This is a genomic window from Streptosporangium longisporum, from assembly GCF_039534895.1.
GTDB lineage: Bacteria > Actinomycetota > Actinomycetes > Streptosporangiales > Streptosporangiaceae > Streptosporangium > Streptosporangium longisporum.
The window spans coordinates 38,608-53,892 of the sequence record NZ_BAAAWD010000031.1; the positions used below are offsets into that span (position 1 = coordinate 38,608).

Annotated in this window: 11 protein-coding genes; 3 read left to right on the forward strand and 8 right to left on the reverse strand. The window is 72.8% G+C overall.

Features of this window, described 5'->3' with window-relative positions; genetic code table 11:
* Positions 1 to 80 precede the first annotated feature (80 nt).
* The 4 genes from ABD832_RS39960 to ABD832_RS39975 all read right to left on the reverse strand — a co-directional run bounded on the left by ABD832_RS39960 (position 81) and on the right by ABD832_RS39975 (position 4,494).
* Positions 81 to 1,172 (reverse strand): WD40 repeat domain-containing protein, encoded by a 1,092-nt coding sequence (locus tag ABD832_RS39960; protein ID WP_344907420.1) that lies wholly within the window; start codon positions 1,170 to 1,172, stop codon positions 81 to 83.
* Complete coding sequence (locus ABD832_RS39965; RefSeq protein WP_344907422.1) at positions 1,169 to 1,663, reverse strand: SigE family RNA polymerase sigma factor; 495 nt, start codon at positions 1,661 to 1,663, stop codon at positions 1,169 to 1,171. The genes ABD832_RS39960 and ABD832_RS39965 overlap by 4 nt, the downstream gene beginning before the upstream one ends.
* A gap of 232 nt (positions 1,664 to 1,895) precedes the next feature.
* A complete protein-coding gene (locus ABD832_RS39970; protein WP_344907426.1) occupies positions 1,896 to 3,209 on the reverse strand; it encodes a serine hydrolase domain-containing protein in 1,314 nt (437 codons plus the stop codon).
* 76 nt (positions 3,210 to 3,285) lie between these two features.
* Positions 3,286 to 4,494 (reverse strand): cytochrome P450, encoded by a 1,209-nt coding sequence (locus ABD832_RS39975; RefSeq protein ID WP_344907429.1) that lies wholly within the window; start codon positions 4,492 to 4,494, stop codon positions 3,286 to 3,288.
* A 427-nt stretch (positions 4,495 to 4,921) separates the two neighbouring features.
* On the opposite strand from ABD832_RS39975, the gene ABD832_RS39980 reads away from it, so the two are divergent.
* Positions 4,922 to 8,146: an AfsR/SARP family transcriptional regulator gene (locus ABD832_RS39980; protein WP_486389086.1), complete on the forward strand. Its 3,225-nt coding sequence runs from the start codon at positions 4,922 to 4,924 to the stop codon at positions 8,144 to 8,146.
* Between the two features lie 35 nt (positions 8,147 to 8,181).
* On the opposite strand, the gene ABD832_RS39985 is transcribed toward ABD832_RS39980, so the two are convergent.
* The gene (locus ABD832_RS39985) at positions 8,182 to 9,168 is read right to left on the reverse strand and encodes a helix-turn-helix transcriptional regulator (RefSeq protein ID WP_344907435.1); all 987 of its coding nucleotides are present in this window, start codon (positions 9,166 to 9,168) and stop codon (positions 8,182 to 8,184) included.
* Between the two features lie 55 nt (positions 9,169 to 9,223).
* Between ABD832_RS39985 and ABD832_RS39990 the strand changes: the two genes are divergently transcribed.
* A complete protein-coding gene (locus ABD832_RS39990; RefSeq protein WP_344907438.1) occupies positions 9,224 to 9,982 on the forward strand; it encodes a DeoR/GlpR family DNA-binding transcription regulator in 759 nt (252 codons plus the stop codon).
* 303 nt (positions 9,983 to 10,285) lie between these two features.
* Entirely contained in the window at positions 10,286 to 11,458 is a 1,173-nt protein-coding gene (locus ABD832_RS39995; RefSeq protein ID WP_344907441.1) for an MFS transporter, read from the forward strand.
* A gap of 172 nt (positions 11,459 to 11,630) precedes the next feature.
* Here ABD832_RS39995 and ABD832_RS40000 read toward each other — a convergent pair whose 3' ends face one another.
* From ABD832_RS40000 to ABD832_RS40010, 3 genes are all read right to left on the reverse strand, one after another.
* The gene (locus tag ABD832_RS40000) at positions 11,631 to 13,229 is read right to left on the reverse strand and encodes a glycoside hydrolase family 13 protein (protein WP_344907444.1); all 1,599 of its coding nucleotides are present in this window, start codon (positions 13,227 to 13,229) and stop codon (positions 11,631 to 11,633) included.
* Between the two features lie 76 nt (positions 13,230 to 13,305).
* Positions 13,306 to 14,292 (reverse strand): carbohydrate ABC transporter permease, encoded by a 987-nt coding sequence (locus tag ABD832_RS40005; protein WP_344907447.1) that lies wholly within the window; start codon positions 14,290 to 14,292, stop codon positions 13,306 to 13,308.
* Positions 14,293 to 14,305: 13 nt separating this feature from the next.
* Entirely contained in the window at positions 14,306 to 15,235 is a 930-nt protein-coding gene (locus ABD832_RS40010) for a carbohydrate ABC transporter permease (RefSeq protein WP_344907451.1), read from the reverse strand.
* Positions 15,236 to 15,285 lie beyond the last annotated feature (50 nt).

The window sequence follows — 15,285 nt, forward strand, 5'->3', positions numbered from 1 at the left end:
CGATCTTCTTGTGAACGGTTCTGAAATCGAGGGAGCGACTTTACAATGTAGATTAATAGCGACGGCCGGCTCTTTCGCGGTCAGCGCACCAGCCCCGCGACGACGGTCGCTCCCGCCCCGCGAAGCGTGCGCAGCTCCCTGCTGCGGCCCGTGCGCACGTCCACCGCGTAGAGCACCGACGGCCGGTTCGACTCCGCCGTGGCCAGCATGGTCACCTCCGTGGCGTTCAGCCAGGCCCCCAGGTGTCCGGCGTGCAATCCTTCCGCCATGCCGGATATGCGGGTACGCCTCTCCCGGCCGCCCCGTATCGCGTCGACGACGACGATCGAGCCGCCCTGCCGCAGCGTGGCCGGCCGTTCCGGATCGACGCTCCTCTCCACCCGGGCCAGGGTCCTCCCGTCAGGAGCGAGCGCGCTGTAGTCATACGCGAAGTACCCGATGGTGATCGGCTCGTGGCCGAGCACCCACACCCGGCTGGTCATGTCATAGGGCCTGGCCAGGACGACGGGCCCGGACCCGTCCGCCACGCTCACCGGCCACCACCCGCGCTCAAGGTCGGTCACGGTCCCCCGCTCCACGTCCACCAGCTTGTTCGGCTCCCGCCTTCCGCCCCATCCCGACACGATGAACCGCAGCCCGCCGGGGGACAGCCGCAGGGAGAACTCGACCGCGAAGTCCTCGGCGGGCTGCTTCAGCGGCGCCCTCCACACCCTGCCGCTCGCCAGGTCCCGCACCACGATCCTGCGCTGCCGCGCGCTGTAGTAGGCGATCCTGCGGCCGTCCGCGGTGATCGCCAGCGGCCCCTGCGAGGACACCTCGGGCAGCTCGTAGGTGGTGTCGCCCCCGTCGGTCACCAGCAGCCAGACGCGCCCGCCGCACGACTCGAAGCCGACCCGGCACACCGGCCTGTACGCCTGGACGGCCGGGCCGATTCCCCTGGCGGGGAGCGGAACCGTCCTGGCCGGCGGCGGGGTGAGCACGACCGGGGGCTCGGGGCGTACCTGCTGGACCAGCGCGGCGCCACCGCCCGCGATCAGGCAGGTCACGGCCGCGGCCGCCACGGCCAGACGGGTCGCGCGCCTCCTGCGCGCGCCCCGCACCGCCCGGGCCGCCAGGTCGACGGCGGGCGCCTGCTCGGCCAGCGCGTGCAGGTCCTCACGAAGCATGTTCATCGGTACACCTCCTGGGGGGTGAGCGCGCGCAGCTTCGCCAGCGCGTAGTTCGTCTGGCTCTTGACGGTGCCGACCGAGACGCCCATGAGCCGGGCGGTCTCGTGCTCGGAGCAGTCCTCGTAGAAGCGCAGCACGATCACCGCCCGCTGCTTGGCGGTGAGCCGGGCCAGCGTGCGGAGCAGGACGAGACGGCGCACGGTCGTCTCGTCGTGCGCCTGCCGGGACTCGGCGACCTCCGGCAGTTCGGCTCCGAGCAGCTCGACGTGCCTGCGCCGGCGCCAGGACAGGCTCTGGTTCACCAGGGCCTTACGGGCGTACGCCTCGGGGTTGCCGCCATCGGCGAGCTTGCCCCAGTGGGAGGCGACGCGGATGAGGACCGTCTGCAACAGGTCCTCGGCGAGATGGGCGTTCCCGGTGAGCAGGTACGCCGTCCGCATCAGCGACTGCTGGCGAGCGCGTACGAACTCGTGGAACCCCTCGTAACGGTCCATGTAAGGAAACAACTCCGCGGAGGGGCTCCAGGTTGGAATACCGGCGTGGACGGGAGCGCGCGCGGTCAGGTGCAGGTTACCGGCCGCCGACGGCCCGCACGGGGTCGGCGGCCGCGGGACGACGGCGGGACGCGAGCCCGGGGCCGGGCCCGGGGCGTGTCACGGCCACCCGCATCCCGCCGGCCTCGGAGCCGCGCGTCATGTCCCGGAAGGCGACGGGAGCGGCCGCGTCCTAGTCGCCGCAGAACACCTCCTTGAGGAGCCTGTCCAGCGCCTTGGGGAACACCTGCGCCTGGTCGATCGCGGCGTCCCCGAGGGTGATCGAGGCGATCATCGTTTTGCGCCCGTCGGGCGTGCTGTACATCAGCGCCCCGTAGCCGTTGGTGCTGCCGTTGTGGTTGAGGACGATGCCGGAGCACTCCGGGCCGGTGTCCTTCACGTACAGCCCGAGGCCGTAGCGGCCGTAGAGCCCGCCGCTGTCGGGGTGCGGCGTGCGCATCTGGGCCAGCAGCCGGGCCGGGAGGAGCCTGCCGCCCTGCAGCGCGGAGAAGAACGTCTGGAGATCCTCGGTGGTCGAGATCATCTCACCGGCGCCGGCGATCCAGGAGGGGTTCTGCCGGGTGACGTCGACGACCTTCCACTGGCCGGCGTCCTGGTAGCGGTGGTAGCCGTGGGCGTGCGGCCCGGGGATGCCCGGCCGGGTGCCCGGCACCACGGTGCCGCGCAGCCCGAGCGGCCGCAGGATCCGCCGCTTCATCTCCTCGGCGTACGAGCGGCCGGTGACCTTCTCGATCAGCAGCCCGGCCAGGACGTAGTTGGTGTTGGAGTAGCTCCAGCCCTTCCCCGGCTCGAACGTCGCGGGCTTGGACAACGCCAGCCGTACCAGCTCCTCGGGCCGGTAGGTGTGGAACCGCCGGTCCACCCACTCCTTGCCCTGCCAGGGGATGCCCGGCACGACCGTCCCGTCGGGGTAGTACTGCCCGGTGTGGTCGAACAACCCGCTGGTGTGCTGCAGCAGCATCCGCACCGTGATCCGGCGGTCCAGCCCGAACCGGGGCAGGTGCTCGGCCACCGGGTCGTCCAGTCCGACCCTGCCCTCGGCCACCAGCTGCAGCACCAACGTCGCGGTGAAGGTCTTGGTGGCGCTGCCGATCCGGAAGCGCCCGTCGGTCGGCACCGTGGCGGTCCCGCCGAGCCTGCGCACCCCGGCGCTGCCGGTCCACTCGCCCCTCCGGTCGCGTACGCGCAGCTGCATCCCGGCGTAACCGGCGTCGACGATCTCCTGGACGACCTTCTGCAGTTCCGGGCGGTCCTGCCCGGGGGCGGCCTCCGGCACGGCCGTGCCGTCCGCGGCGGCCACCCCGGGTGCGGCCGTCCCGGCCAGCAGCGCGGCCGCCAGCGCCGGCACGGCCACCCGCCGCAGGATCTCGCCGAGGCCGGACGGACGCCGGCGCGCACCCGCGACGCGCGCCCCGCTCTCCGTGTTCTCCGTGCTCTCCGTGTTCTCGGGCAAGGCGGGCAGGGCGGGCAGGGGTCGGATTCTCATGTTCTCTCGTCTCTGTGCCGTGCCCGGGCGAGGAACGCGCCGGGCGATTCGATGGGGACGGGTGACCGCGGGCCGGTCACGCGTCCCAGGTGACCGGGAGGCTCTTGATCCCGTAGATGTCCGCCGTCTCCGGGCGCAGGGGGACCTCCCCGGCCGGTACGGCCAGGCGCAGCGTGGGGAAGCGGTCGAACAGCGCGGGCAGGGCGACGCGCAGCTCGACGCGGGCCAGCTGCTGCCCCAGGCACTGGTGGATGCCGTGACCGAACGCCAGGTGCCCGCCGTGCTGCCTGCGCAGGTCGAGCACGTGCGGGTCGGTGAAGCGCCCGGGGTCACGGTTGGCGGTGTTGTACGACAGGATGAGCGTCGTACCGGCCTCGATGGTGTGATCGCCCAGCTCCACGTCCTCCAGCGCGACCCGCGTGAACTGCTTGGCGACGGTCAGGTAGCGCAGCAGCTCCTCGACGGCCCCCTCGGTGAGCCCGGGGTCGGCGCGCCACGCGGCGAGCTGTGCGGGGTTGCTCAGCAGGGCGAAGGTGCCCAGCGCGAGCATGTTCGCGGTGGTGTCGAACCCGGCCGACAGCAGGATCAGGGCCATGCCCTTCAGCTCCTCGTCGGTCAGGTCGCCGTCGAGCAGGTCGCTGAGCACGTCGTCGGTGGGGGTGGCGCGCTTGGCGGCCACCAGCTCGGCGAGGTAGACCTGGGTCGCGGTGTAGGCCGCGATCAGCTCCTCGTCACCGGCCTCTCCGCCGAGGAAGGTGTCGATGTTGTCCTGGAAGGAGCCGCGGTCTGCGTACGGGACGCCCAGCAGCTCGCAGATGACGACGGAGGGGATGGGCCTGGCGAACGCGGTCACCAGGTCCGCCGGGGGTCCGGCCTTCTCCATCGCGTCCAGGTGCTCGGCGGTGATCTGCTCGACGCGCTCGGTGAGCCGGCGCATCCGCCGCACGGTGAACCTGCCCACGAGCGGCCTGCGGTAGCGGCCGTGCTGCGGCTCGTCCATCAGCAGGAACTCACCCGGCGAAGCCGGAGGGACCTCGATGTCGCCGTAGTCAACCAGCGGGTGGTGGCGCATGAGCTCCCTGCGGGAGCTGAACCGCGGGTCGGCCAGCACCGACCGGACCAGGTCGTACCCGGTGACCAGCAGGCCCTGGTGCCCGTCGGGGAAGGGAAAGCGGCTGATCGGACCGTGCTCGCGGGCCTCGGCCAGCTCCGCGGGCGGGTCGAAGGGGCAACCGGGCCGGCGCTCGGCCGGCATCGTGGCGACGGTGTACAGGGACTCACCCATGATCGTTCCTCGTCTCGCGGTGGCGGATGTCCGGCACGGCTCGGGGGCCGTGCCGCGCCCGGGGTCCGGGTCGGCCGCGGGAACCGCGTCCAGGCGGATGACGCACCGATTCCGTGACTCCGGGGCCGGGCCCGCCGAGCCGTTCATGACGCCCACCATCGCCGACCGCGCTGACACGGGGCCGTCGCCGGGCTGACACGGCCACTGACACGACGATCATCCGTACGGCACGGCACGGCCCGGCCCGGCACCGCGTCCGGCGGACACCACGCCTCACCGGCGGCGACCTGATCGACGAGGAGAGCCCGGCCGTACCGGGACCGAGGCCGGGACCGAGGCCGGGACCGAGGCCGGGCGGACCGGTGACCGGCCGCGTGACCGGCCGCTACGGCTCGGGGCGCCGTCACGGTTCGGCACAATGGCCGGTGTGCGAGTTGAACTGCTCGGGCCCTTCGCGGTCCGCACCTGCGACGGGGCCGTGGTGGAGGTGCCCGGGGTCCGGCTGCGCGCGCTGCTGGCCGCACTCGCCCTCGAACCCGGCCGGATCGTCTCGCGGACGAGGCTGGTGGACTGGATCTGGGGGCGGCGGCCGCCCGCCGACGAGGCGAACGCCCTGCAGGCCCTGGTGTCCAGGCTGCGCAGGGTCCTGCCGGACGGCGTGATCGAGGCCGAGGCCGGAGGTTACCGGCTGGCCGTGCCCCCCGACGCCGTGGACGTGTACCGGTTCGAGCACCTGGTCGGCCGGGCCCGTGCCACCGGGCCTCCGGAGCACGCGGAGCCGGCGATGCTCGCGGAGCGGGCCGATCTGCTGCGCTCGGCCCTGGCTCTGTGGCGCGGTACGGCCATGGCGGACATCGCGCTGCGCGACAGCGACGCGTTCGACGCCGCGGTCGCGCGTCTGGACGAGCTCCACGTCACCGCGCTCGGCGACCGGGTGGACGCCGACATCCGCCTCGGCCGCGGCTCGGAACTGGTCCCGGAGCTGACCGGCCTGGTCGCCGCCCATCCGCTGCGGGAGGGCTTCGTTGCGGCCCTGATGCGGGCGCTCGCCGAGGCCGGACGCGGATCCGAGGCGCTGACCGTCTACCGGCGCACACGCGAACTGCTCGCCGAGGAGCTGGGCACCGATCCGTCGGCCGAGCTCTCCGCACTGCACACCGCGCTGCTGCGGGGCGAGCTGGGCCAACGGGCGGAGCACCGCAGGACGAACCTGCGCGCCGAGCTGACGAGCTTCGTCGGCAAGGACGGCGACACCGCCGCGGTCGCCGCCCTGGCCTCCGGGCACCGGCTGGTCACCCTGACGGGGCCGGGCGGCTCCGGCAAGACGAGGCTGGCCACCGAGACCGCGCGGACGATGCTCGCCGGGCTGCCGGACGGGGCGTGGCTGGTCGAGCTGGCCTCGGTACGGGCGGGCGGCGACCTGGCGCAGGCCGCCCTCACCGCGATCGGCCTGCGTGAGCAGGCACTGCTCGGTGACGCGCGGGGCGGGGAGGCCATGGACCGGCTCGTCACCGCGCTCCGGGAGCGCGCGATCCTGCTGATCCTGGACAACTGCGAGCACGTGATCGAGGCGGCCGCGGCCTTCGCGGACCGGCTTCTGGGCGAGTGCCGCAGGCTGCGGATCCTGGCCACGAGCAGGGAAGCGCTCGGTATCACCGGGGAGGTCCTGTGGCAGGTCGAGCCGCTCGCGCTGCCCGCGGAGGGAGCAGGCCCCGCCGAGGCCGGCTCCTCCCCCGCGGTACGGCTGCTGCGCGACCGCGCCGAACTGGTCCGCAAGGACATCGGCTCCGACGCGCACACCCTGGCGGCCATGGCGCGGATCTGCCGGGCGCTCGACGGGATACCACTGGCGATCGAACTGGCCGCGGCACGGCTGCGCACCATGTCCGTCGACCAGCTGGCACGCCGGCTCGACGACCGGTTCCGCCTGCTGACCGGCGGCAGCCGTACGGCGCTCCCCCGGCACAGGACGCTGCGCGCGGTCGTGGACTGGAGCTGGGACCTGCTGACCGAGACCGAGCGCGCCGTGCTGCGGCGGCTCTCGGTGTTCTCCGGCGGGGCGAGCCTGGAGGCGGCCGAACGGGTGTGCGGGAACGCCGATCCCGCCGCACCCGCCGCACCCGGTGCTCCCGGTGCTCCCGGCGTGCCCGGCGTGCCCGCTGTGTCCGGCGGGGGGCAGGTGCTCGACGTGCTGACCGCGCTGACCGAGAAGTCGCTGCTGGTCGCCGACGGCGAGGGCACGCCGCGCTACCGCATGCTCGACACCATCAGGGAGTACGCGGCGGACCGGCTCGCCGAGGCCGGGGAGACCGAGGCGGCGCGCCGGGCGCACCTGGCGCACGTCGTCGAGCTGGCCGAGACGGCCGATCCGTACCTGCGCCGGGCCGAGCAGCTGGAGTGGCTGTCCGTGCTGGAGGCCGAGCACGACAACATCGGCGCGGCCCTGCGCGGGGCGATCGCCGCCGGATGGGCCCGGGAGGCGATGCGGCTGGTCGCGGCCGCGGGGTGGTACTGGTTCCTCAGCGGGCACCGGGTCGAGGGCACCGAGCTGAGCGTCGCGGCGACCTCGCTGCCCGGTGAGGTGCCCGACGAGACACGGGCGATGGCGTGCACCATCGTGACGGTGTTCATGACCTCCGGGCCCGGTGGCGACCAGTACCGGGCGCGGGAGTGGATCGAGCAGGCCCACCGGCTCACCCGGCGCGGCGGCTACCGGAACCCGCTGCTGGGGTTCGTCGAGCCGCTGGAGCGGATGCTGCGGGACCCGGCGGAGGTCCTGCCCGCGTTCGAGCCGCTCATCGCCGACCATGACCCCTGGGTGCGCGCGCAGGCCAGGCTCACCCGTGGCCGGTTGCGGCTCACGCTCGACGGCGACGAGACCGACGTGGACACCGACATCGGCACCGCCCTGGCCGAGTTCCGCACGCTGGGCGACCGGTGGGGGATCTCACTGGCGCTGACCTTCCTGGCCGACCGGCTCGCCATGCGCGGAGAGTTCGCACGCGCCTGCGAGCACTACCAGGAGGCGGCCACGGCGCTGACCGAGGTGGGCGCGACCGGGGACGTGGTCACCCTGCGGGCGCGGCAGGCCCAGCTGTACTGGCTGCTCGGCGACGAGCGCTCCAGCGCCTCCGCCATGGCCGAGGCGCAACGGTGCGCGGGCGGGATCACCTGGCCGGACGTGCCGGTCGAGCTGGCGCTCTCGAAGGCGCAGCTGGCGCGCTGGCGCGGCGAGCCGGAGGCGGCGCACCGTCACCTGGCCACGGTACGGGCCGTACTGGGCGACGGCGCCTCCTTCAACGTCAAGGCCAGGGACCTGTACGGCTACCTCACCGAGGACCTCGACGAGGCCCGCGCGCACCGGAGCGAGGCGTTCCGCGTGGCGGTGGGGTACGGGTACCCCCCGCTGATCGCCGAGGTGCTCGTCGGGATCGCCGACCTCGCCCTGCGCCGGGGCCGGCACGAGCAGGCCGCGCGGCTGCTCGCGGCCGGAGACGTGGTACGCGGCATGCCGGACCGTTCGCAGCCGGACGTCTCCCGGATCGCCGCGCAGGCGCGGGACCACCTGGGTGAGGCGGCCTTCGCCGAGGCGGTCCGTGCCGGTGAGCGGGGCGACTGGCGCGAGCTGGCCGAGACCACGCTCGCGCCGTGACCGCCGCACCCGCCCGCAGGCGTCCGGCGGGCCGCTCAGTCCGGCCGCACCCCGTACAGCCGCGCCAGTCCGGCGATCGCGGCCGCCATCAGCTCCCGCAGCTCGGCCGGCTCCAGGACCTCCACCTCGGTCCCCATCCGCAGCAGCAGCCAGCGGGCGTGCGTGACCGACTCGATGGGCAGGCGCAGCACCACCCGGCCGTCCCGGTCGGGCGGGCCCGCCGCCGCCAGCGCCGTGTCGACGACCTCGCGGCCCACGGTGTGGCGTAACAGCTTGTCGGCGCCGGGCTCCAGCCGCACCACGGCCTCGCCGTTGTACATCCGCCGCTCGCGGAACTCCGTCGCGTACCCCTGCCAGAAGGCCGCCAGGTCGAACCGCTCGGGGCGCTCGAAGCGGCCCTCCAGCAGCTCGGCCGACAGGATCCGCGACACCCGGTAGGTGCGCGGCCCGCCCGCCCCGGCGGAGGCCACCATGTACCACGCCCCGCCCTTGATGACCAGGCCGTACGGGTGCGCCACGCGCTCCACGTCGCGCGGCCCCCAGCGGCGGTAGGTCATGCGCAGCGGGCGCTGCTCCCACACCGCCTCGGCGACCTCCCCCAGGAAGGGCGTCTCGTCGGCGTCCCCGTACCAGCCGGGGACGTCCAGGTGGAAGCGCTCGCGCATCCGGGAGGCGTGCGAGCGCGGCTCGGGAGGGAGCGCGGCGAGCATCTTCATCTCCGCGTTGGCCGCCATCTCGGCCAGCCCCAGCTGGGCGGCCGGGCCGGGCAGCGCGGCCAGGAACAGCGAGGACGCCTCGGCGGGGGTCAGGCCGTTCAGGCGGGTGCGGTAGCCGTCCAGCAGGCGGTACCCACCGGCCGGTCCACGGTCGGCGTAGACCGGCACCCCGGACGACGACAGCGCCTCCACGTCCCGGTAGACCGTGCGGACCGACACCTCCAGCTCCTCGGCCAGCTCGGGGGCCGTCATCCTTCCCCTGGTCTGCAGGAGCAGGAGCAGGGAGAGCAACCGACTCGCGCGCATGCCCCATTGTCCCGCACGTTTGCGGAACGCACACCATCCATGTTCAAATGAACACGTGGAGAGTAACGATCGGATCCGGGAGATCATGTCGGCGCTGCGCGTCACCGACGTCGTCTCGGTGGCGGAGCTCGCGGTCGCGCACGCCGTGTCGGAGATGACCATCCGCCGCGACCTCGACGAGCTCGCCCAGCAGGGCGTGGTCAGACGGGTCCGCGGCGGCGCGGTGAGCCTGCTGCTGCGCGGCGAGGAGCCCCCCTTCGCGGTACGCGAACGCGAGGCCCTGGAGTCCAAACGCCGCATCGCCGCCGAGGTCGCGGCCCTGCTCGCCGACGGCGAGGCCGTGCTGCTCGACAGCGGCACCACCTGCCTGGAGATCGCGCGCGCGATCCGCGACCGCCGCCTGACGGTCCTGCCGCTCTGCCTGCAGTCGGCCGCCGAGCTCAGCACGGCCCCCCGGATCCGCCTGGTGCTCCCCGGCGGCGAGATCCGCCCCGGCGAGCTCAGCCTCACCGGGACGCTCACCGAGAACGCCATCCGCTCCCTGCGGTTCGACACCGCGATCATCGGCTGCTGCGGCCTGTCGGCCGAGCACGGCCTGACCGCCCACGACCTGTCCGACCTCGCCGTCAAACAGGCGGCCATCTCCTCCGCCCGCCGGGTGATCGCCGCCACGGACTCGGGCAAGTTCACCCGCACCGCGTTCGGCGCGGTCTGCCCGCTGGACCGGCTCGACACGGTCGTCACCGACACCGCCCTGCCGGCCGGCGAGCACGAGGCCATGACCGCGGCGGGCGTCACCGTCCGCACCGTCTGACACCCTCGCTCCGGTACGCCCCTCACCCTCTCGGCACGGCCCCTGGCCTACGGCCCACGACTCATGGCCCGTGCCACGCTCCCCGCCACGCCCCCACGTCCCCCTGTCGTCCCTCGGCCGCCTCCCGCCTCCTTCTTTTCCCCGCCTTCCCGACGCGGCGCCCCTCCTCCGTCCCGATCCCCCGCTCCCCCGTGTCCCCACGTCCCCTGTCCCCCTTGTCGTGATCTCCGATCTCCGCACCCCCAGACCCATGTCCCACCCACCCGGATCCACCCGGTCCGACGGCCGACGGGAGTCCCTCCCATGCACGTCACCTCATCGGAGCGGGCCACCCTGCTCCGCGGCAGAGTCGCGGTCTGCCTGCTCTTCCTGCTGTCCGGCATGGCCATCGGCACCTGGACGGCGCGCATCCCCTCGATCAAGCAGAACCTGGACCTGAGCGACGGCGAGCTCAGCATCGGCCTGCTCGGCATCGCCGCCGGGGCGATCGCCGGCATGCAGGCCGTCGGCCGCCTCGTCGACCGCTACGGCAGCGTCAGGGTGATGCTGCCGATGGCCTTCGCCCAGAGCGTCGTGCTGATCCTGCCCGCCCACATGCCCGGCCTGACCGGCCTGACCGTCGCGCTGTTCGCCTTCGGCCTGGTGCACGGCACCCTGGACGTGGCGATGAACGCCAACGGCGTCGAGGTGGAACGGGCCCTCGGCCGCCCCATCATGTCCTCCCTGCACGCGGTCTTCAGCATCGGCGGCTTCCTCGGCGCCACCACCGGGGGGCTGCTCGCGCAGGCGGCCTTCGGCCCGGAGGCGACGTTCACCGCCGTCGCGGCCGTGATCGCCGTCCTCGCGTTCTGGGCCACCCGCTGGGCCCTCTCCCCCACCCCCCACCCCACCACCCCCACGGCCACGCCACCACCGGCCCGCGGCGGCCGCGGCGTGCTGCTCCTGGGCGTGCTGGCCTTCTGCTGCATGATCGGTGAGGGGGCGGTGGCCGACTGGAGCTCGGTCTACCTGAGCCAGGACCTGGGAAGCTCCGAGGGGTTCGCCGCGGCCGCCTACGCCGCCTTCTCGATCATGATGACCGCGGGGCGCCTCGCCGGGGACAGGCTGGCCGCCCGGCTCGGGCCGGTGACGCTGGTGCGCGCGTGCGGCACGCTGGCCGCCGGCGGTCTCGGCCTGGCCCTGCTCGCCGGTCACCCGGTCGCCGCGGTGATCGGGTTCGGCTGCTTCGGGGCCGGGCTGTCGTGCATCGTGCCCCAGGTCTTCTCCGCGGCCGGTCGCCACGATCCGGCCCGCGCCGGACGGGCGCTGGCCCGGGTGGCGAGCCTGGGCTACGTGGGCTTCCTCACCGGGCCGGTGCTGATCGGCGGGATCGCCGAGCTGCTGGGCCTGCCGCGCGCCTTGGCCGTCCCCGCCCTGCTGGCGTTCTTCGTCGCCTTCGCGGCGGGTGCTCTCCGGATCCCCGCCTTTACAAAGTAGATCAACAAAAGGCAGATCGTACCCGGATCCACGCCCGTCCCGTCCGCGCGAGCGGACTCGCGCGAGCGGGACGGGCGCACGGCGTCCGGGCGGACACGCGCGGGCAGGACGCGCGGACCGCTCGGGCCGTGCGGACCAGGTGTGGATCAGGCCTGTGGATCAGGCCTGCGGATCAGGTCGTGCGGAGCCAGACCGCGGTGTCGCCGGGAAGCGTCCCGTCCTCCAGCGGGCCGCTGGCCAGCAGCACCGACTCGTGCTCCGGCAACGGCACCGGCTCGGTGCCGAGGTTGACCACGCACACCAGGCCCGAGTCCCGGCGGAAGGCCAGCACCTCCTGTGGGGCGTCCAGCCAGGTGAGCGTGCCGTCACCGAGCAGCTCGCGCCGCAGGCGCAGGCCGTTGCGGTACAGGGTGAGCATCGAGCTGGGGTCGCCCGCCTGCACCTCGGCGGTCAGCGCCTTCCACTCCGGCGGCTGCGGCAGCCACGGCCGCCCCGCGCCGAACCCGAACGGCGGCTCGTCACCCGACCACGGCAGCGGCACCCGGCAGCCGTCGCGACCCAGGTCGGTGTGGCCCGAACGGAACCAGATCGGGTCCTGGCGCAGCTCGGCGGGGATGTCCTCCACCTCCGGCAGCCCCAGCTCCTCGCCCTGGTAGACGTACAGGCCACCGGGCAGGGCCATCGCCAGCAGCGCCGCCGCGCGGGCCCGCCGCTCGCCCAGCACCGGGTCGGTGGGCATGCCGTGCTTGCGGTCGGCGTGGTCGAAGGAGGTGTCGGGCCTGCCGTACCGGGTGACCGGGCGGGTCACGTCGTGGTTGGACAGCACCCAGGTGGGGGGCGCCCCCAGCGGCAGGTGCGTGGCCAGGGTCAGGTCGATCGACCGGCGCAGCGCGCCCGGCTCCCAGGCGCACGCCAGGAAGTCGAAGTTGAACGCGGTGTGCATCTCGTCGGGGCGAAGGTAGAGGGCGAAGCGCTCCTGGTCGGGCAGCCACACCTCGCCGATCAGGATGCGGTCGTCGTACTGCTCGGCCACCTGCCGCCAGCCGCGGTAGATGTCGTGCACGCCGTCGAGGTCGGTGTAGGCCTCCGGTCCTCCCCCGCCGTCCATCTCCTTGACCAGCAGGGCGGCCGAGTCGATGCGGATGCCGTCCACCCCCCGGTCGAACCAGAAGCGCAGCACGTCGTGGAACTCCTCGACGACCCGCGGGTCGGCCCAGTTGAAGTCGGGCTGCTCGGGGGCGAACAGGTGCAGGTACCACTCGCCGTCGGCGACCCGGGTCCACGCCGGCCCGCCGAAGATCGACTGCCAGTCGTTGGGCGGGAGCTCGCCGTCGGTCCCGCGGCCGGCGCGGAAGATGAACAGCTCGCGCTCGGGCGAGCCGGGTCCGGCCTCCAGGGCCCGCAGGAACCACTCCTGGCGGTCCGAGCCGTGGTTGGGGACGATGTCGGTGATCGTCTTGATGCCCAGGGCGTGCGCCTCGGCGATGAACGCCTCGGCCTCGGCCAGGGTGCCGAACGACGGCTCGATGTCGCGGTAGTCGGCCACGTCGTAGCCGCCGTCGGCCATCGGCGAGGGGTACCAGGGGTTGAGCCAGATCGCGCCGATCCCCAGGTCGGCGAGGTAGGGAAGGCGCGCGCGGAGTCCGGCGAGGTCGCCGATCCCGTCGCCGTTGCCGTCCGCGAAGCTGCGCAGGTAGACCTGGTAGATCGCGGCCCCCCTCCACCATGTTTCGGGGTCCGGGGTCGCTTCCGGGAAGATGCTGCCGGACATGCTGGAACAACTCCTTGCGGTAAAGGACGGTCGAGGATCGGTGAGGCCGGTGACGCCGGTGGCACCGGTGACGGGGTCAGCCCTTGAGGCTGCCGGCGGTGAGACCGGCCATGATGCTGCGCTGGAAGATCAAAAAGACGATCATCGTCGGGATGCTGGCGATCACCAGCGAGGCGATGAGCACGTTCTGCGGCATCTGCGCCGACAGCGAGGCGATGCCCACGCTGATCGTCATCTTCTCCCCGTCGGGCAGCACCAGCAGCGGCCAGACGAAGTCCTTCCAGACGTTGACCACCGACAGGATGGACACCACGCCCAGGATCGGACGGGAGACCGGCAGCACGATCGACCACAGGATGCGCACGGGTGAGGCGCCGTCGATCTGCGCGGCCTCCAGCAGCTCCTTGGGGATCGAGTCGAAGAAGCGTTTGAGCAGGAAGATGAAGAAGCCGTTGGCCGCGGCCGGCAGCCAGATCACCCAGGGGGTGTTCAGCAGGTCCCAGCCGAAGATCGGCATGTCCTTGACCGTCAGGTAGGCGGGCAGCAGGATCACCATCGGCGGGATCATCAGGGTGGCCAGCATCAGGCCGAGCACCGCCTTGCCCAGCACCGGGCGCAGCTTCGACAGCGCGTAGGCGGCCGAGACGTCGATGGCCAGGGTGAACAGCCAGGCGCCGCCCGCGTAGATGACGGTGTTGGTCAGGAACAGTCCCAGGTCGAGCTGGTCCCACGCCTCGGCGTACACACTGAAGTCGAGCGAGGTGGGGAAGAAGCTGGGCGGGATCTGGGCGAGCTCCTCGGGCGACTTGAGCGCGCCGGTGACCATCCAGTAGAGCGGGAAGACGAACACCGCGGTGAAGGTCACCACGACCAGGGTCAGCACCAGGCGGTAGAGGAACCGCCCGCGCGGGGTGGTGAGGGTGTGCGGGGAGACCAGGCTGCGGAACTGCCTGTCGGGCTCTTTGTTCCGGCGACGGCGCGGGCGCCGGGCCGGGGCGGCGGGGCCGGGTCCCGGGTCCTTCACGAGGGTCGGGCGGCTGGGCCGGGCGGTGAGGTTCGACATCGGCGCTACCTCCTCAGCTCTGGTCGTCGCGCGACAGGCGCAGGTAGAAGGCGGAGAACACCATCAGCACGACCATGAGCATCAGCCCGAGCGCGCCTCCGGCGCCGAAGTCGCCGAAGTTGAAGGCGTACTGGTACATCAGGTAGGCGACGGTGAGCGTGGAGTTCTCCGGGCCGCCGCCGGTCAGCAGGTAGGGCTCGATGAAGACCTGCATGGTCGCCACGATCTGCAGCAGCAGCATCACCAGCAGGATCAGCCGGGTCTGCGGGATCGTCACGTGCCAGATGCGCTTGAACAGCCCGGCGCCGTCGAGCTCGGCGGCCTCGTACAGCTCGCTGGGGATGCTCTGCAGGGCGGCCAGGTAGATCAGGGTGCCGGTGCCCAGGTTCATCCAGGTGGAGACGATGACGAGCGAGATCAGCGCGGTGTCGGTGGAGTCGAGCCAGCTCAGCGCGGGCAGGTGCGCCAGCTCCAGGATCTGGTTGAACAGGCCCGCGCCCGGGTCGTAGAACCACTTGAACAGCAGCACGCCCACGGCCGGGGGCAGCATGACCGGCAGGTAGACGATGAAGCGCAGGTAGGCCTTGGCGTGGCGCAGCTCGTTCAGCACGATCGCCGCGAAGAACGGGATGACGTAGCCGAACACCAGGGCCAGGCCGGTGAAGGCCAGGGTGTTGAGCCAGGCGTCGGCGAAGGCCGAGTCCTCGGTCACCGTGCGGAAGTTGTCCAGGCCGACCCAGACGGGGTCGTCGACGAAGTTCGTCTGCTGGAAGCTGAGCAGCACCTCCCGCACCATCGGGTACCAGGAGAAGAAGGCGAAGCAGATCAGCGCTCCGCACAGGAAGCCGTACGCGGTGAGGTTGCGCCGCAGGCCGCGCCGGAAGGCTCCCGGTCTCCGCCCGCGCGGACCTTTCACGGTCCCTTTGGCGGTCATGGTGGTCATCGGTCGACTCCCGATTTCGACATGGGTGCCGGGGTGCCGGCCGACGGGCC